The 18,784-nt window shown below is 65.7% G+C and carries 16 protein-coding genes; 12 read left to right on the top strand and 4 right to left on the bottom strand.

The genetic code is table 11. The features are described from left to right. Nucleotides 1-121 precede the first annotated feature (121 nt). Nucleotides 122-370 (bottom strand): DUF6894 family protein, encoded by a 249-nt coding sequence (locus tag GGR33_RS26590; RefSeq protein WP_425488795.1) that lies wholly within the window; start codon nucleotides 368-370, stop codon nucleotides 122-124. 889 nt (nucleotides 371-1,259) lie between these two features. Here GGR33_RS26590 and GGR33_RS17850 point away from each other — a divergent pair. Continuing rightward, nucleotides 1,260-2,777, top strand: coding sequence for a DUF6504 family protein (locus GGR33_RS17850; protein ID WP_183507652.1), 1,518 nt, complete (start codon nucleotides 1,260-1,262; stop codon nucleotides 2,775-2,777). Continuing rightward, nucleotides 2,774-6,088 carry an error-prone DNA polymerase gene (locus GGR33_RS17845; RefSeq protein WP_183507651.1) on the top strand — a complete coding sequence of 1,105 codons (3,315 nt, stop codon included), beginning with the start codon at nucleotides 2,774-2,776 and terminating at the stop codon, nucleotides 6,086-6,088. The genes GGR33_RS17850 and GGR33_RS17845 overlap by 4 nt, the downstream gene beginning before the upstream one ends. Before the next feature lie 144 nt (nucleotides 6,089-6,232). Here the strand turns inward: GGR33_RS17845 and GGR33_RS17840 are convergent, their stop codons facing one another. Together GGR33_RS17840 and GGR33_RS17835 are read right to left on the bottom strand one after the other, a co-directional pair. Beyond that, a complete protein-coding gene (locus tag GGR33_RS17840) occupies nucleotides 6,233-6,706 on the bottom strand; it encodes an AtaL-like protein (RefSeq protein ID WP_183507649.1) in 474 nt (157 codons plus the stop codon). Nucleotides 6,707-6,745: 39 nt separating this feature from the next. Further along, on the bottom strand, nucleotides 6,746-7,615 hold the full coding sequence (locus GGR33_RS17835; protein ID WP_183507646.1) for an NmrA/HSCARG family protein: 870 nt from the start codon (nucleotides 7,613-7,615) through the stop codon (nucleotides 6,746-6,748). A gap of 103 nt (nucleotides 7,616-7,718) precedes the next feature. Here GGR33_RS17835 and GGR33_RS17830 point away from each other — a divergent pair, with 103 nt between their 5' ends. From GGR33_RS17830 to GGR33_RS17815, 4 genes are all read left to right on the top strand, one after another. Beyond that, complete coding sequence (locus GGR33_RS17830; RefSeq protein WP_183507644.1) at nucleotides 7,719-8,606, top strand: LysR family transcriptional regulator; 888 nt, start codon at nucleotides 7,719-7,721, stop codon at nucleotides 8,604-8,606. Nucleotides 8,607-8,730: 124 nt separating this feature from the next. Then, the gene (locus tag GGR33_RS17825; RefSeq protein WP_183507642.1) at nucleotides 8,731-9,315 is read left to right on the top strand and encodes a histidine phosphatase family protein; all 585 of its coding nucleotides are present in this window, start codon (nucleotides 8,731-8,733) and stop codon (nucleotides 9,313-9,315) included. 206 nt (nucleotides 9,316-9,521) lie between these two features. Further along, complete coding sequence (locus GGR33_RS17820) at nucleotides 9,522-12,215, top strand: PAS domain-containing protein (RefSeq protein ID WP_425488794.1); 2,694 nt, start codon at nucleotides 9,522-9,524, stop codon at nucleotides 12,213-12,215. A gap of 113 nt (nucleotides 12,216-12,328) precedes the next feature. Then, nucleotides 12,329-12,520: a hypothetical protein gene (locus GGR33_RS17815; RefSeq protein ID WP_183507638.1), complete on the top strand. Its 192-nt coding sequence runs from the start codon at nucleotides 12,329-12,331 to the stop codon at nucleotides 12,518-12,520. Between the two features lie 288 nt (nucleotides 12,521-12,808). Here GGR33_RS17815 and GGR33_RS17810 read toward each other — a convergent pair whose 3' ends face one another. Next, on the bottom strand, nucleotides 12,809-14,011 hold the full coding sequence (locus tag GGR33_RS17810) for an FAD-dependent monooxygenase (RefSeq protein ID WP_183507636.1): 1,203 nt from the start codon (nucleotides 14,009-14,011) through the stop codon (nucleotides 12,809-12,811). Nucleotides 14,012-14,194: 183 nt separating this feature from the next. Between GGR33_RS17810 and GGR33_RS17805 the strand changes: the two genes are divergently transcribed. From GGR33_RS17805 to GGR33_RS17780, 6 genes are all read left to right on the top strand, one after another. Further along, a complete protein-coding gene (locus tag GGR33_RS17805) occupies nucleotides 14,195-14,545 on the top strand; it encodes a DUF3140 domain-containing protein (RefSeq protein ID WP_183507633.1) in 351 nt (116 codons plus the stop codon). A 337-nt stretch (nucleotides 14,546-14,882) separates the two neighbouring features. Next, nucleotides 14,883-15,086: a ribosome modulation factor gene (locus GGR33_RS17800; RefSeq protein WP_183507631.1), complete on the top strand. Its 204-nt coding sequence runs from the start codon at nucleotides 14,883-14,885 to the stop codon at nucleotides 15,084-15,086. 37 nt (nucleotides 15,087-15,123) lie between these two features. Beyond that, nucleotides 15,124-15,495 (top strand): DUF4440 domain-containing protein, encoded by a 372-nt coding sequence (locus GGR33_RS17795; RefSeq protein ID WP_183507629.1) that lies wholly within the window; start codon nucleotides 15,124-15,126, stop codon nucleotides 15,493-15,495. A gap of 7 nt (nucleotides 15,496-15,502) precedes the next feature. Beyond that, nucleotides 15,503-16,138 (top strand): NAD(P)-dependent oxidoreductase, encoded by a 636-nt coding sequence (locus GGR33_RS17790; protein WP_183507627.1) that lies wholly within the window; start codon nucleotides 15,503-15,505, stop codon nucleotides 16,136-16,138. Between the two features lie 68 nt (nucleotides 16,139-16,206). Continuing rightward, a complete protein-coding gene (locus GGR33_RS17785) occupies nucleotides 16,207-17,505 on the top strand; it encodes a Gfo/Idh/MocA family protein (protein ID WP_183507625.1) in 1,299 nt (432 codons plus the stop codon). A 246-nt stretch (nucleotides 17,506-17,751) separates the two neighbouring features. Further along, nucleotides 17,752-18,609 carry a glucose 1-dehydrogenase gene (locus GGR33_RS17780; protein ID WP_183507623.1) on the top strand — a complete coding sequence of 286 codons (858 nt, stop codon included), beginning with the start codon at nucleotides 17,752-17,754 and terminating at the stop codon, nucleotides 18,607-18,609. Nucleotides 18,610-18,784 lie beyond the last annotated feature (175 nt).

The raw sequence follows: 18,784 nt of genomic DNA, 5'->3' as shown, positions 1-18,784 counted from the left end.
AATGCCAGCTCATCGACCCAAACCGACAAGGTTTTCCTCCCATCGTGCTTCATCTGCACCATTCGAAGATGTCGGGTTTCGAAACCACGTCGTCGACAAGGGGATACGCTCGCGACGGGGGCTATCGAGGCCTCGGCCCGCGGCAAGCTTCGACGAACGGCACGTACATCGCGCAGCGCCCGGTAGCGTCATAGACTTCGACGGTCCAGCACGACCAGTCTACGCCAGAGGCACGTCGCTCCATCAGTCGGCGCGCCACGTCGACGGCATGCGACCTGAGTTCGCGCTGCCGCTCGACCAGTCGGCCGGTCAGATCGAAGACGGCATCCCGACCATCCGTCGAATGGAAGCGGTAACGCCTTGCCGGCACTCGTCGTTTCCCGAACTTTCAACATCGCCTCACATCGGATTTCGGCCTCCGGGTCTCGAATCGATTGACCCGCGCCGGAACCGGCTGTCTGTTCACGTTGTGTTCTCAAATTCGGATGCCGGTGCAAGTGCCTCGACGGCGCTGTGCATGCGCGTTGACGACGCGCCCCATCCGCCGATCTCCGGAGCCGGTGTTCTGTGAATGTCGTTCGATCGGGCGCGAGATATTGCCTGCCTCCGCGACCGCATCGAGCGGCTGGAGCACGCTTGCCCGGGCGGGGAGAGCGGCCGCGCCACTCTCCCATTCGGCCTCGATCCGATCGACTCCGCCTTGCCCGGACGCGGGCTGAGACTCGGAGCGGTCCACGAGGTCGTCCCGAACAGCTCCGATCTCTCGGACGCTGCGGCATGCACCCTCTTCGTTGCAGGCATCCTGGCACGGCTGGACGGACAGGTTCTGTGGTGCATGCCTTCCAAGGCGCCGTTCCCCCCTGCCCTTGCGGGAGCCGGTCTTCGAGCCGAGCGGGTCCTCTACGCGGAACCTTCCCGGGATGCGGCGCTGCTACCGCTGGTCGAGGAGGGCGCGCGATTCGGCGGACTGGTCGCCGTCGTGGCGGAGGTGGCGAAGATCGGGCTCGTCGCGACGCGACGCCTTCAGCTCGCGGCCGAGGGATCAGGAGCGACGGTATTTCTTCTCCGTCGCCTCGGCCGGCGACCGACGGCGGTGTTCGCCGCGAGTGCCGCGGCATCTCGCTGGAAGGTAGGCGCGCGGCCGTCGGTGCCGGGTTCGCACCCCGGTTTCGGCCGTGCCCGATGGTGCGTAGACCTGGAACGGTGCCGGGGCGCTCCCGCTGGTACGGCTGCCTCCTCCTGGGTGCTCGAGGCCTGCGATGAGGCGGGTCGTCTCGCTCTTCCTGCCGACCTGGCCGACCGACCGCATCCGCAAGCACGATCGTACGGCGCCGCCGCGGGATAGGCCTCTGGTCACGGCTGCCCGAGACGGTCCCTCGCGGATCGTGGCGGCCGTCTGCCGTGCGGCCCGGGCCGCAGGTCTGGAGCCGGGCATGACGATTGCCCATGCGCAGGCACTCGTACCCGACCTCGTCGTCGTCGACGGCAGGCCCGAGGAGGACGAGGCCGCGCTCGTGCGGCTCGCACTCTGGAGCCTCTGGTGCGGTCCACTGGTCGCGGCCGATCCGCCGACCGGGATCTGGGTCGACGTCGCAGGCTCGTCCCATCTGTTCGGCGGCGAGTCTGCGCTCCTGAAGTCCCTCGCAGCCCGCCTCCGCGGCGGCGGCTGCGCCGTCCGCCTCGCGGTGGCCGATACGCCCGGAGCGGCCTGGGCCGTCGCGCGCCATGCGCCGAGAGGCTCGGTGCCGATCGTGCCACCGGGCGGGATGACGGCGGCTCTCGCCGGGCTTCCGGTCGAGGCCCTGCGGCTGACCTCGGATGCCGCCGCCGGACTGCGCGAACTCGGCTTGGAGCGGATCGCGCAGGTTGCGGCGGTGCCACGGGGGCCGCTGGCCGGCCGCCTCGGGAACGCCGTCCTGCGTCGCCTCGACCAGGCGTTGGGTCACGCGCACGAGCCGATCGCCTGGATCGCACCTCCGGATGCCGTCGTTGTGCGCAGGGCATTCGCCGAACCGATCTCGGCTGCCGAGACGCTCGAACGCGTGACGGACGACCTTGTCGACGCTCTCATCCCCGAGCTCGCCCGCCGCGGTCTCGGAGTCCGCCGGCTCGATCTCGCCTTCTCCAGAATCGACGGCGGCGTCAGGGCGATATGCATCGGAACCGCGGCAGCCACCCGCGAGCCCAGCCATCTGTCACGCCTTCTGAAGGCGCGTCTACCGGCGGTCGATCCAGGCTATGGCATCGAGGAGGCGATGCTGACGGCCGCCGAAGTCGAACCTCTCGCTGCCGTACAGGTCGAGGGAATGCCGGGAAGCACCGACCCGGGCTCGCGGCCCGACCTGTCGGTACTCGTCGACCGCCATGCGGCCCGCATGGGCGCCGGCCGGCTCTATCGGGCCGTACCTGTCGAGAGCCGGGTGCCCGAACGCTCCGTGCGCCGCGTCGCTGCCCTGGCTCCGGACGACGCTTCGTCCTGGCCGGAAGGGCTCGCCCGGCCGCCACTCCTCGTCGATCCGCCCGAGCCGGTCTCCGCCATCGCGATGATGCCGGATGCGCCGCCCGCGGCCTTCACCTGGCGCGGCCGGCGCTACCGGGTCGTTCGTGCCGACGGGCCTGAACGGGTCCGCGGCGAGTGGTGGCGGGCCGACGGCGAAATGGCATCGCTGCGCGACTACTACCGTGTCGAGGTCGAAGGCGGCGGCCGCTACTGGCTTTTTCGCGATGGTCCGATGGAGGCCGGCCCGCGCTGGTGGCTGCACGGGGTGTTCGGGTGAGATACGCCGAGCTTCAGGCCACCACACACTTCTCGTTCCTGCGCGGCGCATCCTCTCCGGAGGAAATCTTCGCGGCCGCATCTCTTCTCGGGATCGAAGCTGTCGGCGTGACGGACCGCGGATCGCTCGCGGGCATCGTGCGTGCCCACGAGGCAGCCAAGGTCACCGGCACGCGCATGGTCGTTGGGTGCCGCCTTGATCCCGAGGGCGGTCCCCCCCTGCTCGTCTACCCGACCGACAGGGCGGCCTACGGGCGGCTCTGCCGTCTCCTGACCATCGGCAAGCGGGCGGCCGGCAAAGGCGCTTGCCGATTGACCAGCGAGGATGTCTTCGCCTGGAGCGGAGGGCTGGTGGCGATCGTCCTCGCTTCGGATCCGGTTTCCCCTCGCCTGCTACCAGATCTGGGGCGATTGCGATCGGTCTTCGGCGACCGGCTCTACTGCGCCCTGACCCGACGCTTCGTCCAGGACGATCACACCCGGCTCGCCCGGCTGGCGGAGCTCGCCCGCATGGCTGGCGTCGCCTGCGTGGCCACCGGAGACGTCCTCTACCATGCCGAGGAGCGTCGCCTGCTGCAGGACGTCGTCACGTGCATCCGCGAGGGCTGTACCTTCGACTCCGCCGGCTTCCGACTGGATGCCCATGCCGACCGGCATCTCAAGCCGCCGGCGGAGATGCACCGCCTCATGACGACCCATCCGGACGCGCTTGAGCGCACGCTCGAGATCGTCGAGCGCTGCCGCTTCGGCCTCGACGAACTCACGTACCAGTATCCGGAGGAACGCGAGGATCCGTCGAAGAGCCCCCAGGAGACGCTCGAGGAGCTCGTCTGGACGGGGACTGGCCGGCGCTATCCGGCAGGAGTGCCGGACGCGGTGGCAATGCAGCTTCGCCACGAGCTGACCCTGATCGAGCGCTTCGCCTATGCGCCGTACTTTCTGACGGTGAATTCGATCGTCCGCTTCGCCAGAAGCCGCGATATCCTCTGCCAGGGGCGCGGATCGGCCGCGAATTCCGCCGTCTGCTACGTCCTCGGCATCACCTCGATCGATCCTGTCCGCCAAGGCCTGCTGTTCGAGCGCTTCATTTCGGAGGAGCGGCGCGAGCCACCCGACATCGACGTCGACTTCGAGCATGAGCGCCGCGAGGAGGTGATCCAGTGGGTCTACGAGACCTACGGACGCGATCGGGCTGCTCTCTGTGCGACGGTCATCCGCTACCGGGCGCGCGGAGCCGTGCGCGAGGTCGGCAAGGCGCTCGGCGTCCCCGAGGACTTGACCGGCGCCCTCGCCTCGCTCGTCTGGGGCTGGTCGGCCGACGGCGTCGAGGAGAAGCACGCCAAGGAGCTCAACCTCAATCTCGCCGATAGACGCCTGAGGCTGACCCTCGATCTCGCCCGGCAGCTGATCGGAACGCCCCGGCACCTTTCCCAGCATCCCGGCGGCTTCGTCCTGACCAACGACCGCCTCGACGAGCTCGTGCCGGTCGAGCCGGCGAGCATGGTCGACCGACAGGTGATCGAATGGGACAAGGACGACGTCGAAGCCCTGAAGTTCATGAAGGTCGATGTCCTCGGCCTGGGCATGCTGAGCTGCATGCGTCGGGCCTTCGACCTCCTCCGGGAGCACAAAGGCGATCCGCACGATCTCGCTTCGATCCCGTCTGAAGACAAACGGACCTACGCGATGATCCGGCGCGCCGACACGATCGGCGTCTTCCAGATCGAGAGCCGCGCGCAGATGGCCATGCTGCCGCGCATGAAGCCGAGGACGTTCTACGATCTCGTCATCGAGGTCGCCGTCGTCCGCCCGGGCCCGATCCAGGGCGACATGGTCCATCCGTACCTGCGCCGGCGCGAAGGCATCGAACCCGTCACCTATCCGACGCCGGAGCTCGAGCGTGTCCTCGGCAAGACGCTCGGCGTTCCGCTCTTCCAGGAGCAGGCGATGCAGGTCGCCATCGTCGCCGCGGGGTTCACCCCGTCCGAAGCCGACAAGCTGCGGCGCGCGATGGGCACGTTCAAGTTTACCGCGGGCGTGACGAAGTTCCGCGACAAGCTGATCGCCGGCATGATCGACAACGGCTACGCGCCGGACTTCGCGGAGCGCACCTTCAAGCAGCTCGAGGGCTTCGGCTCATACGGCTTCCCGGAGAGCCACGCGGCCTCGTTCGCTCTGATCGCCTACGCGTCCTCCTGGATGAAATGCCACCATCCGGATGTGTTCTGCTGCGCGATCCTGAACGCCCAGCCCATGGGCTTCTACGCTGCTGCCCAGCTCGTCCGCGATGCCCGGGAGCACGCGGTCGCAGTGCGGCCGATCTGCGTGAACCGATCGGATTGGGACTGCACGCTCGAACGGAACGAAGGCGGACGCTACCTCGCGGTCCGGCTCGGTCTGCGCATGGCGCGAGGCTTGGCCAATCTGCATGGCGCCCGCATCGTCATCGCCCGCGGCGACGCCCCCTATGCGTCCATCCACGATCTGTGGCTGCGTGCAGGTGTTCCGGCGACCTCTCTGCGCCGGCTCGCCGCCGCAGACGCCTTCCGGTCGGCGTTCGACATGCCCCGACGCGACGCGCTTTGGGCGATCCGAGGTCTGCGGGACGAGCCGCTGCCCCTGTTCGCGGCCGCCGACGCACGAGATGGAAAGCTGCGCCCGGAACTCGACGAACCCGATGTCGCCCTCGTCCCCATGACCGCCGGCCGGGAGGTCACGGAGGACTATCGCGCCACGGCCCTGTCGTTGCGGGCCCATCCGCTCAGCTTCCTGCGCGAGGAACTGGCCCGGACCGGTCGCAGGCTTTGCAGCGACCTTGGCCGCTGGTGGAACGGGTCGCGGATCGAGGTCGCAGGAATCGTCCTGATCCGTCAGAAGCCGGGCTCGGCCAAGGGCGTCATGTTCATCACCCTCGAGGACGAGACCGGGATCGCCAACCTGATCGTCTGGCCCGCTCTCTTCGAGCGCCAGCGTTCGCTCGTCCTGACGGCGGGCCTCATGGGTTGTCGGGGTCGCGTTCAACGCCAGGGGCGGATCGTGCATCTGATCGCGGAGGAACTCACCGATCTCTCGCCGATGCTGCGTCGGATCGGTGATCTCGATTTGACCAAGCTGCCTACCGGGCGCGGAGACGAGGCGCGGCACGGTGGGTCGCCGGACATGCGCGATCGTCCGGCGCGATCGTCGAACAGGGAAGATGAACTCGGAAGAGGGCCACGAGACATCTTCATCCCCGATCTGACGATCGATGCAGCACTCGAACGGAACGATGCGCAGCCATCGATCCGCGTGAAGTCGCGCAATTTTCGATGATGATCGGAGCACCGGTTTCCGCAGGCCGACGGACCTCGATCGTCCTGCGTCGCAACAGATCCACGAGGACGGGATGTCCGCCTTCGACGAGGCCGCTTTGCCGTTGGCAGGGCTGCCTCATCGAGCAACCCTGCTAGTGCGCTTCTAGACTTTGCCCTCGGCAAGCAACTCGCGCGTGCGCCGGAGTGTCGACAGCAGGGCGGCCCTGTAGCCATCGTCGCTGTCGAACTGGACCTGCTCGGCCTGCTCCTCGGGTCCACCCGGCGCCTTACCGCGCAGGCCGAGATAGCAGTAGAACCGCAGCTTGAGCGTGCCGGCGTCGTCCTCGAACAGCTCGTTCACGATGGCACCCTCCCTGGGGCCGGTGGCCTGAAAGAAGGTCACCTTGCGCTCGGGCTCGAAGGCGATGACCTCGCGTAGGTCGCTGCCTGCGATGGTGGCCTCGCGCACGATGTGCGTCGCACTCTCCTCCACGACCTCGCAGCGGGTGCAGAGGTTGGGCGGTAGGAAAAGGCGGGCGTCGCGTGCCTTGAGGACCAGGCCCTGCCACGCCTGGGCGCGGGTCATCCTGGTTTCCCCGTCCGGATTCACCGGGACGGTCGCGGTCGAATAGATCATGACGATGTCCTTCCGATGGGATTGCGAGACACTCGGCGGTCAGGCCGTCGTGGCAATCTCGGTGGCGAGACCGCGATAGGAGCGCAGCGGGCGGCCCAGGAGCCGGGTGAGGCGCTCGACGTCGCCGGCCTCCGGGACCATGCCGTCGGTCAGGAAGCGCTCCGCCATCATGCGCATGTCGTAGGCCATCCAGCCCGGCATGAAGTTCCGCAGATTCTGCTCGAAAGCGGCAGTATCGTCCCCGCCGTAGACGACCGGGCGGCCCAGCACCTCCGACCAGATTGCGGCCACGCCCTCACCGGTTAGCGTCTCCGGCCCGACGACGTTGATCCGCTCGATAGGAAGCGGCCCGGTAGCCTGCTCGCGGCGTACGAGCTCGATGGCAGCGATCTCGCCGAGGTCGCGCGCGTCGACCATGGCCAGCCCTTTGGAGCCGATGGGCATGGGGTACACCCCGTGCTGCAGGACGACATCCTTGATCGTCCATTCGTTGCTCATGAAGTAGGCGGGACGCAGGATGGTGGCCTGGAAGCCCATCCCCTCGATCATGCGCTCCACGCCGAACTTTCCCGCGAAATGCGGCACGTTCACGTAGACGTCGCTGTGGATCACCGAGAGATAGACGACCCGCTTGATCCCGACCTCCCGGGCGACGTTGAGAGCGATCAGTGCCTGGGTGAATTCGTCCGCCAGCACGCCGTTGAGCAGGAACAGGGTGGAGACGCCCGTGAAGGCGTTCCGCAGGGATTCGATCTCGAGCATGTCGCCCTGGACGACGGATACGTTCACGGGCAGGTCGGCCCTGGCGGGATCGCGAACGAGCGCGCGAACGTCGGCGCCGCGTTTCTCGAGCTGTTCGACGACCTGACGGCCGATGCTGCCGGTGGCGCCGGTTACGAGGATGGTCATGGGAAATCTCCGGGGTTGTCGTTGGTGACAGGCCGGAAATGAGTGATCCAGCATCGCGCTAAAAGTCGTCATATTTGGACAAGCCGTCTCGTGGATGGAACACATGGATCTGCTTGCGCTCGCCGACTTCAATCTCGTCGCTCGACACGGAGGGTTCGGGCGGGCGGCCCGTGCCGCTGGCCGTCCGAAGGCGACGTTGTCCCGTCGGGTGGCCGAACTGGAGGGCGCACTTTCGTTGCGCCTGTTCGAGCGCGGGGCGCGCACGCTGAAGCTCACCGAGGAAGGACGGGCACTCCACGAACGTACGGGGATGCTCCTGACCGAGCTCGACGAGACCGCGGCGGCCATCGCCTCCGGCGGCACGAAGCCGAGAGGCAGGCTCCGGGTCAGCGCGCCACTCCTGATCTCGCAGGTCGCGATGGGGAAGCTGGCTGCCGAATTCGCGGCCCGGCACCCCGAAGTACGGCTCGAGATCACGACGGAGGACCGTGCCGTCGACATGGTCGAAGAGGGCTACGACCTCGTGATACGGGTCAATCCGGAGAGGGACGAGAGCCTTGTCGGGCGCATCTTTCTGCGGGACCGTATGGTCGTCGTCGCATGCCCGTCCCTAGGTCGCCCTTCGGGCAATCGAGCCGTAGCGGCCGTGACGCGTGGACCTGGCGGCGGCGATGCATGGAAGGTGCGCGCATCCGGAGAGTCGCGCATCCCCTTCGAGCCGGTACTGCGCCTATCGTCGGTCATGATGGTCCGCGATGCGGTCCGGGCCGGCATCGGGGCTGGATGCCTGCCGATCTCGCTGGTGAGCCACGACATCGCCGCGGGCACGCTGGTCTCCTGGGGCGACGTCGAGGGCCCCGAGATCGAACTCTGGGCTCTCTATCCGACCCGCCGACTTCTCAGCGCTCGCGTCTCCGCGTTTCTGGACCATCTGAAGATGGCCTTTCCGCAAGGCACACCGGACGAGCTCGCGGCCTATGTCGGTGGGTGAGTCGCCCGCCGGCGAGCGCCAACGGCGGATCGGATCAGTTGCCGCACGATCGGGCACTCGCTCCGAAAGCGTCCCGCTCTCAGGCGTCCGGATCCTTTGGCGTCACGTCGATGTTTGAGTCTGCATGTCTGCACTCACCATCATTCTCGCTCGGCACGCCGAGAAGCCGCAGAGCGGATACCCGGGCCCGGGCACCGATGTGGATGGCAACGACGATGACAAGTCGCTCGTCGTCCGTGGTTGGCAGCGAGCGGGTGCCTGGGCGGCATTGTTCGGTTCGGGGCTTGGCAGCGAGGGCTATCCGCGTCCCGGCATCGTCTACGCGGCTAAGCCTGAGCCGATCGCGAAGAAAGCCAAGTTCAGTCATAGGCCGTATGAGACAGCTATTCCTACTGCCCAACGTCTTGGCCTCGAGCCAATTACCAAGTTTGGGGTCGGCAATGAGAAAGACTTGGTGGCGGAAGTTCTCGATTTGACCGGAGTGGTTCTGATATTCTGGGAGCATAAGGCGATTGCGGGCAGCATCATGCCTTTGCTGTGCGGCTCGCAGAAGATTCCCGGAGTTCCGAAAGAATGGGACGGCAATCGCTTCGATGTAGCCTTTCGCTTCGATCGGGCTTTGCCGTCCGCGCCATGGTCGTTCCGGCAGCTGTCTCCGATACTCCTGAGCGGCGATAGCGAAGCACCTTTCAAAGAGCGCACCGAATAGCGTCCTCCGGTGGAACACGGCTCCGAAGGCGAGCATCGCTCCCTGTGTCTCGATTCCCTACCGCGCATACTGGAGACAACCCGAGAAGGCTCCCGACACGGCAGGCCGGAGCCAAGTTCAACACAATCCCGGATTAGCTGCTTCGAATGCCCCCTGCCCTCACACACGACCTGGCAAGCCTTTCGCGCGAGCAGCTGGAAGCCGAAGTGCGCCGTCTCCGAGCCGAGTCGGTCTCGCTCGCGCAGATGTTCGACCAGGCCCCGAGCTTCATCGCCTTGTTGAGTGGGCCCGAACATCGCTTCACTCTGACGAACGCCGCCTACCAACGGGCGATCGACCATCGAGACGTGATCGGAAGCACCGTATCCGAGGCGCTGCCGGATGCGGCGGCCCAAGGCTATGTCGATCTGCTCGACGACGTGTTTCGATCCGGACGGATCCACAGAGCGTCGGGTGCCAGATACGCCGTCCAGGCGGTGCCCGGTGGCCGGGTCAACGAGCGCTATCTCGACTTCGTCTACCAGCCTATTACGGACGCGCACGGTTCGGTCAGCGGGATCTTCGTCGAGGGGCACGACGTCACCGAGCGCACCTTGGCGGAGGTCGCCCTTCGCGAGAACGAGGCGCGCTATAGGACCCTGTTCGAGAGCATCGAGGTCGGCTTCTGCATCGTCGAGATGAAGTTCGAGGGCGAGCGTCCCGTCGACTACCTCATCGTCGAGGCAAATCCCGCCTTCGTCCAACAGACCGGTGCCGACGTCGCCGGAAAATGGGTCAGCGAGTTCGCGCCAAATCTCGAAAGACATTGGTTCGACACCTACGGTCGCGTCGCATTGACGGGCGAACCGGCCCATTTCGAGCACTACGCAGACGTATTCGGGCGCTGGTTCGACGTGCGGGCTTTGCGGACCGGTGATCCGGCTGCGCACCGGGTCGCCATCTTCTTTTCGGACATCACCGAGCGGCGTACGGTCGAGAAGCGCGCCGAAGCCGGAGAGCGCGATCTCCGCCTGATCACGGACGCCCTGCCGGTTCTGATCGCCTTCATCGGCGACGACCATGTCTATCGCTTCGCCAACAAGGCCTACGAGGACTGGTTTTCTATCCCCGCCGCGGAGGTCGTCGGCCGGGATGTCAGGAAACTTCTCGATCCGGAGGGCTATGCCGCGCGCAGGCCGTTCATGGAACGCGCCCTCGCGGGAGAGAACGTCACCTTCGAACTGGATTGGCCGCGTCGCGACGGCCAACCCCGCATCGCCGAGATCCGCTACCTCCCGCGACGGAACGCGAGCGGTCGCGTCGACGGGTATCACGTGTTCGTGCAGGACGTGACCGCGCGCAAGCAAACCGAAGCCGACCTCGCCCGCCAAGTCTCGATCCGAACGGCCGAACGCGACCAGATCTGGCAGGCCTCCTCGGACCTGCTTTGCGTCGCCAACTTCGACGGCTACTTCGTGAGCCTCAATCCAGCGTGGCCACTGACCTTGGGGTGGACGGAAGCCGAGCTGAAGGCACGGCCCTTTCTCGACTTCGTGCATCCCGACGACATTGCGCCAACGATGGCGGCCGCGGGTGGACTGGCGCGTGGAGAGCCTCAGCTCACCTTCGAGAACCGCTATCGCCACAAGAACGGCAGCTACGTCTGGCTGTCCTGGAACGGCGTGCCTCGCGACGGCCTGATCTATTCGTCCGTGCGCGACGTCACCGAGGTCAAGCGACAGGCAGAGGCGCTGGCCAAGGCCGAAGAGGCCCTGCGGCAGTCCCAGAAGATGGAGGCCGTCGGGCAATTGACCGGCGGCCTCGCGCACGACTTCAACAATCTCCTCGCAGGCATCTCCGGTTCACTCGAGCTGATGCAGACCCGGATGTCCCAGGGTCGGATCGGCGATCTCGACCGCTACATGACGGTGGCCCAGGGTGCGGCGAAGCGAGCCGCTTCGCTGACTCACCGCCTGCTCGCTTTCTCACGCCGACAGACGCTTGATCCCAAGCCCACCAACGTGAACCGCCTCGTCAAGGACATGGAGGAGCTTGTCCGGCGTACGGTCGGGCCTGCGGTCCATCTGGAGGTCGTCGGCCTCGCCGGCCTTTGGCCGTCGTTGATAGATCCGGGCCAGTTGGAGAATGCGCTGCTGAATCTCTGCATCAACGCCCGCGACGCGATGCCGGACGGTGGACGCATCACGATCGAGACCGCGAACAAATGGATCGACGAGAGCGGGGGGCGTCGACACGACATGCCTCCTGGCCAGTACCTCAGCGTCTGCGTGACCGACACGGGCACCGGCATGGCGCCCGACCTCGTCGACAAGGTGTTCGAGCCATTCTTCACCACGAAACCCATGGGCGAGGGCACCGGGCTGGGCTTGTCGATGGTCTACGGCTTCGCGCGGCAGTCCGGCGGTCAGGTCCGGATCTATACGGAGGTCGGAGAGGGTACGACGGTCTGCCTCTACCTGCCGCGCCACTACGGCGAGGCCGACGAGGACGACGTGACGCGGAAGCTCGCCGAGGTCGGACGCGCGGGTCAGGGTGAGACTGTGCTCATCGTCGACGACGAGCCTTCGGTGCGCATGTTGGTCACCGAAGTGCTGGAGGATCTTGGCTACACCGCGATCGAGGCTGCCGACAGCGTCGCCGGAATGAAGGTGTTGCAGTCCGATGTCCGCATCGATCTGCTGGTAACAGACGTGGGGCTCCCAGGAGGCATGAACGGGCGCCAGATGGCGGATGCCGGGCGCGAGCGCCGGCCCGATCTGAAGGTTCTGTTCATCACCGGCTACGCCGAGAATGCGGTTCTCGGGAACGGGTACCTTCGACCCGGAATGCAGGTCCTGACCAAGCCGTTCGTCCTGGAGACGTTGGCCTCGCGCATCAAGGATCTCATCGCCGACCACTGACCCCGGATTTGCAACGTGCGGTCGGACGGCATCGTCGCCGTTCGGCCCGATTGCCGGGCGAGTGACATGTGCCGACAGCGGACACGACCGTCACGGCGGCATGAGAGCGGGCGATGACGAGCACCGGACGACCAACCTTCACCCGCTCCGCGATCGTCAAGGCTGAGGAACCGAAGGTCGCCGCTCGTGCTGCCCGAATTCTCATCGAAGAGCTGCTTCAGGAGCTCAAGCTCAACGGCTTCGATCCCTCCCGCTTCGACAGCGAAATCACGATCACGGTACGGCGGCACCTCGAACGGACCTAGAGCGCGCTCCAAATTGCTCCTTATGGAGCCCGCTTTCGGAGAACGATCCGCCCTTTCGAAGCGATGGTTCAGGCGGCTGCGCGCGCTCTATCTAATGCTCGCAAGCCGAATCGCGGCTCCAACAGGTCCAGCACGGCGTCGAGTGCAGCGTTGCTGGGGCTTGCCTCGTTGCGAGTCGGTAAGCCGCCGGTCGCGACTGCGACAGGTTCGAACGCCTGCTCGAAGGTTTCGGACCCTCCACCTCTGAGATGGGCATTTTGCCATGGCCGTTGCGACAGGCCTGGACTGTCAGGTCCTTGTGTCCAAGCCGTAATCCGGCAGATCGGGCCCATTCTCTTTCCCGGCGAACAGCCTGCCCGCCACGCTTCGCACCGACGGCGCGGCCGCGACGGCGAGGACGGCGTGCTGGAATGCGATCCCGAAGCGCGTGCTCGGCTGGAGCAGTCTCGGCCCGAACCTCGGATAGTTCTGCCCTTTCTCCGCAATAGGCCGCATCACCCGCTCGTAAGCAGCGAAGGCGGTCGGGATATCCTGGGTGCGGGACATCTCGCCCGCCAGCACATAGGCGCCGATCAATCCGAGACTGGTCCCCATCCCCGTGATCGGACCGGTCGCCCAGGCCGCGTCTCCCGTCAGTGCGATCCGGCCTTCCGACCAGCGGTCGACGTCAATCTGTCCGACCGTCTCGAAATAGAAATCTTCCGCCGCGCGCAGACCCTCCAGCACCCGAGGTGCTTCCCAACCCGCATCTGCGAAGCGTTCAACCAAGGCTGCTCGCTGCTCTTCGAGCGGCAGATCCTCATAGCCGCAGGGCGCCTCACGTAAGGTCAGTACAACCCGAGTGGTCCCGTATCGGTCCGGGCGCAGGAGAACGCTGCGGCCACCGGGCGCGGCATACCAGCGTGCCATGTCGCCATCGCCGTGACCCCGAGGGATGGTGAAGTAGCCCATGGATAGGCCGACAGGCTCGCGGTCGTGATCCTTGCCGAGTAAGAGCTTGCGGGTGGAGGATCCGATCCCCTCTGCAGCAATGACCGCGTCGAAGCGCTCGCGGGAGCCCCCGAAAAGGGTCACGTCGACCTCTAGGCAGTGCTGTCCGATTCTGGTGATGTAGTCGCCAAAGCGGTAGGTTGCGCCTTCGCGGCGGCTGGCTTCGACCAGGATGCGGGCAAGGTCACCGCGAAGGATCTCCAACTCAGCGGTCGGTCCGTCCGCGCCGAACTCGGCTTGGCCGAATGCCGCGCAGGTCTTGTCGCGCTCGTCGACGAAACGGATACCCGTCTCGCCCGTCCCCTGCTCCTTGACGATCGGCTCCAGGCCCATGCGCGCGAGAACCGTGCGCCCTGCGCCTCGGATGTCGATGTTCTGCCCGCCGTCCCGGAAAGTCGGCGCCCGCTCCAGCACCGTGACGTCCTCGCCGGCTCGCGCGAGCCAGAAGGCGAGAGCCGGTCCGGCCACGCTCGCCCCCGTGATCAAGATTCTGCGTGCCATCGGAGATCTCCTCGCGCGCAAAAGAACAGCATAGCCGTCCCTCGGTTGCATCGAGGCGCATGAGGCCGAAAGGCGCCCCCAGGCTTGGCGGGGCGCTTGCGCCGCAGGGGCGATCTGGAACGCGAGCGTCCGGTTCGGGTTTGCCGGCCAACACAACTGCCCTCCACAGATCGGAGGTTAGCGATGGCAGAAGAGCACGATCACGAAGCGACCTATCGAGAGTTCAAAGAGGTCGTCAATATGACAGCGTCCGTGCTGGAAAAGCATCTCAAGACCGAGAAGAGTCGCTCGGTCGGCCAGAAGAAGGACGGCGGCGAAGCCACCGGCCATGCAGAAGGCCGGCGTATCGTCGACATGCTGCACAAGAAGAAGTCCGACCTGTCGGACGACGATTACGGCCACATGCGCAAGGTCATCGGGTACGTGCGACGTCACCTCAAACAGGGTGGCCCAAAGGATCAGGCCGAGATCGAGCACTCGCCGTGGCGCCTGTCACTGATGAATTGGGGCCACGACCCCTCGAAGGCGGCCTGACCGATGGATGATGATCCCAAGCCGGTTGCGGTGACCGTGGAGGCCGGCTGCGAGAACCATGGGCGGCATCTCTGGCATCTAGCCGAAGCTTCAACTGCGGCTGGCGGATCGCTCGGAGCCACACAAGAATGACCCGGCCAACGACCCCTATCCACTTAGACGTTTGCCTGGTGCAACCAACGGCGCTCCGGCCCATTGCCCATCACGGAACGCATTCAGCCCCGAGCGTTCAAACCTCCATCCCGCTTGGCCATGCCAGGCGGGATTTCTTTTGCCAGCATGCCGGCTCGGATCGAGACCACGCTCCCGGGCGACACAATCAATTTTGGAGGCTCCCATGACCGAAGGCGCAACCGCCAGCGACAGTCCATTCATCAAGGGGCGCAATGCCCGGGTCTACGGCAAAACTCGTGAGAGCTGTCCTTATCCGGAAGGCTCCGAAGACCGCACCGCTTGGCTCCAGGCCTGGGACGAGGCCGGCACCGACGATCAGGGCGGCAACACTGCCGAGATCGACAAGGGCACCGTCGACACAGTCTGACGACCCTTCCACCTCCATCTGAAGCAAGGAGAACATCATGGATGATGATCGTGTCTGGTCGTTCGAAAAGAGCCTCTGGCTCGGCGATGCGGAAAACTATCGCAAGCTCATCGACGAGGAGTGCCTCATGGTCCTGCCGCAGCCGCCTTTCGTGCTGAGCGGGAAGCAGGCCATCGAAGCCGTCGCGAACACGCCGCGCTGGATCGACGTCGAACTTTCGAACCGCCAGGTCGCACGTCCCGAGGAGGGGCTGATCGTCATCGCCTACCATGCCCGGGCCTCTCGCGAGGACGAGACCTACGAGGCGCATTGCACCTCGACCCTACGACGTCTCTCTCACGAGGAATGGCGAGTGGTGCAGCATCAGCAGACGACCCCGGTCGCCATACCCGGCACGAGCGAGGGCTGATCCAGCCATGGCGCATGTGCTCGTGATCGGCGCCAGCAACGGCGTCGGACTGGAGACAGTGAAAGCGGTGCTGGGGGCTGGGCACGGCGTGCGCGCCTTCGCCCGCTCGGCCTCGACCATCGACATTGAAGATTCAAATCTCGAACGGTTTCCAGGCGACGCCCTGCTGGCGGCCGACATCGAGGCGGCGCTCGATGGGATCGATGTCGTCGTTCAGGCTTTGGGCGTTCCCTTCCGCGCCATGTTCAAGCCGGTGACGCTGTTCAGCGCGGCCACCAACGTCCTGGTGCCGGCGATGGAGAAGGCAAGCATTCGCCGCATCATCTCTGTTACTGGCTTCGGCACGGGCGACAGCCGCGAGGCGATAGGTCCGCTGCAGCGCCTGCCGTTTCGCCTCGTGTTCGGCCGTGCCTACGACGACAAGGACGCTCAGGAGATGCGTATCCGGCGCAGCTCCTTGGACTGGACGTTCGTGCGGCCCGGTGTGCTGACATCGGGGTCGAGGACCGGAAAATACCAAGTCCTGGAATCGGCAGCCTCCTGGCACAACGGCATGATCCCCCGTGCCGACGTCGCCGACTTCATTGCCCGGCAGATCAAGAGCCCCGTCTACATCCGAAAGGCTGTGGTGCTCGCCGCCTGAACCGGAGCGACGCCCGCCAACATTCGGATCGCCGACCCGAGATCCTTCCGCATCTATGGAGCCGTTGCTTGTCGAAACGCGTCGACCTTCACCGCCGCAACCTGTTGAAGATCACGGGCATCGGTGCCTCGGGCATCGTGTTGGGTAGTGCCGCCCAGGCGGCCCCGAGCTATCCGGCTCCGACCAAGGTCGACACCGGCAGCGTCGAAGGCGGCAAGGTGAAGTTCCCGAACTGGCGCGCGCCGGCCGACACACCCTCGGGTCCAACGCCGGCGCCGATGCCGCCTTCCGAGCGCGTCGGGTTCGCTATCGTCGGCCTCGGACGCCTCGCGCTCGAAGAGATCCTCCCAGCCTTTGGCGAGAGCAAGAAGGCCAAGCCAGTGGCCCTGGTCTCAGGCACACCGGAAAAGCTCACGGCCGTGGCCCGGCAATATGGCATCGCCGAAAGCGCCTGCTTCGACTACGCCGGCTTCGACCGCATCCGCGACAATCCGGAGATCAAGGCGGTCTACATCGTGCTGCCGAACGCGATGCACCGGGAGTTCGTCGAGCGGGCCGCGGCGGCCGGTAAGCACGTCCTCTGCGAGAAGCCGATGGCGACCTCGTCGGCCGACGCCCGCGCCATGGTGGCCGCCTGCGAGAAGGCAGCCGTGAAGCTTATGATCGCCTACCGGATCCAGTACGAGGTCTACAATCGGCGGCTTGCCAAGTTCGTCCGCGAGAAGACCTTCGGCCGGTTGCTCGGCATGAGCGCGACCAACGTCCAGACGGTGGCGGAGAACGGTGCCGAGCAGTGGCGGCACAAGCGGATCATGTCTGGGGGCGGCTCGCTGCCCGACATCGGCCTCTACTGCCTGAACACGGCGCGGTTCCTCACCGGCGAGGAGCCTATCCAAGTCTTCGCCCACACTGTCACGCCGCCGAATGATCCGCGTTTCGCCGATGTGGAGGAGACGGTCTCGTTCCAGTTGATCTTCCCCTCCGGATTTATTGCGAACTGCTTCACCAGCTACGGCGGCCGCGACGACAAGCATCACCGCCTGAACTTCGAGAAGGCCGTCGTCGACATGCCCAACGCCTACCTCTACGAGGGTCAGCGCCTCATCGTGACGTCGCGCAATGGGGATGCCACGAGCCAGGACGAAATCGTCCTGAAGCCGAAGAACCAGTTCGCGGCCGAGCTCGACCACATGGCCGATTGCATCCTGCAGGACCGCAAGCCGCGCACCCCGGGCGAGGAGGGTGTGCAGGACCAGATGCTAATGGAGGCGATCTACGAGAGCGCCAGGTCCGGTGCGCCGGTGAAATTGAAGGTGCCGGACTCGCTCGACGCGTTCCGGGGGCCAGCGCTGCCCGAGGAGGGTTGAGCACGCAGCGTCGCTCTAGGCTTCATATTAAGCCGAAGGGCTTGGAAACCACCGTGCGTCTCGGTGAGCTGGTGGCCGGGAGTTTGAGATCCGACGGGTGCGCACGCGTCCAAGCTTAGACCGGTCCGAACTTCGTCCTGCGTGAACTCCATCCGCGCATCCTGTCGAACGACATCGTGATCTTTTGGCGGGTCGTAAGGTTGACCGCAGGACGCTGCGGATTTCGGCAGCCAAGAGGACAGCGACATGGCCGATAGCGGACCTCCGCTCTTTCCAAAACAGCAGCAACCCATGCCCGGCTCGACCGCGGCGATGCGTCCGCAGCCCGACCATGGTGAGACCAGCTACCGGGGCTCAGGTCGCCTGGACGGCAAGAAAGCTATTATCACCGGCGCTGACTCCGGGATTGGACGCGCTGTCGCCATCGCCTTCGCACGGGAAGGCGCGGACGTTCTCGTCTCTTATCTCGACGAGGAGGAGGATGCTCAGGCGACAGGTCGTCTCATCGAGGAGGCAGGGCGTAAGGCGGTGCTGGTGTCGGGCGATATCAAAAGCGCCGCGCATTGCCGCACAATCGTCGACAGGGCCGTGGGCGAATTCGGCCACGTCGATGTGCTCGTCAACAATGCCGCTCATCAGGCCACGTTCTCCAGCCCAGAGGAAATCAGCGACGAGGAGTGGGAGTTGACCTTCGCGACGAACATCCACGCGATGTTTTATTTGACGAAAGCTGCTCTCCCGCACATGCGCGAAGGCGCTTCGATCATCAACACGACCTCGATCAATGCCGACCAGCCGAGCCCTCAATTGCTCGCCTACGCCACCACGAAGGGCGCGATTCACAACTACACGGCAGGCCTCGCCCAGATCCTGGCGAAGAGAGGCATCCGAGTGAACTGCGTCGCGCCGGGTCCAATCTGGACGCCATTGATCCCCTCGACCATGCCGCCGGAAAAGGTGCAGAACTTCGGCGGCAACACGCCTATGGGCCGGGCCGGACAGCCGCGGGAGCTTGCGGCCGCCTACGTGATGTTGGCCTCCGATGAAGCAAGCTATACCTCCGGGGCGACGATCGCGGTCACCGGTGGGCGACCCTTCATTTGAACGCGAAGAAAAGGTCCGACGGTCTCACGATCACCGCGCGAGAGCCTCGGTCGGTCCCCTGGCTCTTGGTGGTATGCAGGCGAGATCCGTGAAGGCTTCGTCATGCTGACGACCCTTGGCGGCGGCCCCATACTGGTCTTCCTTTCCGGCGTGCGCCGAGGCGTAAGCTTTCGGA

Origin of the sequence: Methylobacterium brachythecii, assembly GCF_014196345.1 — a bacterium.
GTDB lineage: Bacteria > Pseudomonadota > Alphaproteobacteria > Rhizobiales > Beijerinckiaceae > Methylobacterium > Methylobacterium brachythecii.
Note: the sequence above shows the minus strand (reverse complement) of the source record. Positions and strands in the feature narration are given on the sequence as shown.

Bases quoted from the DNA above. Each gene is read 5' to 3' on its own strand.
- GGR33_RS17830 (WP_183507644.1), top strand. From the start codon at position 7,719: ATGGATCTGCTTGCGCTCGCCGACTTCAATCTCGTCGCTCGACACGGA.
- GGR33_RS17790 (WP_183507627.1), top strand. From the start codon at position 15,503: ATGGCGCATGTGCTCGTGATCGGCGCCAGCAACGGCGTCGGACTGGAG.
- GGR33_RS17835 (WP_183507646.1), bottom strand. From the start codon at position 7,615: ATGACCATCCTCGTAACCGGCGCCACCGGCAGCATCGGCCGTCAGGTC.
- GGR33_RS17800 (WP_183507631.1), top strand. From the start codon at position 14,883: ATGACCGAAGGCGCAACCGCCAGCGACAGTCCATTCATCAAGGGGCGC.
- GGR33_RS17810 (WP_183507636.1), bottom strand. From the start codon at position 14,011: ATGGCACGCAGAATCTTGATCACGGGGGCGAGCGTGGCCGGACCGGCT.
- GGR33_RS17780 (WP_183507623.1), top strand. From the start codon at position 17,752: ATGGCCGATAGCGGACCTCCGCTCTTTCCAAAACAGCAGCAACCCATG.
- GGR33_RS17840 (WP_183507649.1), bottom strand. From the start codon at position 6,706: ATGATCTATTCGACCGCGACCGTCCCGGTGAATCCGGACGGGGAAACC.
- GGR33_RS17795 (WP_183507629.1), top strand. From the start codon at position 15,124: ATGGATGATGATCGTGTCTGGTCGTTCGAAAAGAGCCTCTGGCTCGGC.
- GGR33_RS17850 (WP_183507652.1), top strand. From the start codon at position 1,260: ATGAGGCGGGTCGTCTCGCTCTTCCTGCCGACCTGGCCGACCGACCGC.
- GGR33_RS17815 (WP_183507638.1), top strand. From the start codon at position 12,329: ATGACGAGCACCGGACGACCAACCTTCACCCGCTCCGCGATCGTCAAG.
- GGR33_RS17805 (WP_183507633.1), top strand. From the start codon at position 14,195: ATGGCAGAAGAGCACGATCACGAAGCGACCTATCGAGAGTTCAAAGAG.
- GGR33_RS17825 (WP_183507642.1), top strand. From the start codon at position 8,731: ATGTCTGCACTCACCATCATTCTCGCTCGGCACGCCGAGAAGCCGCAG.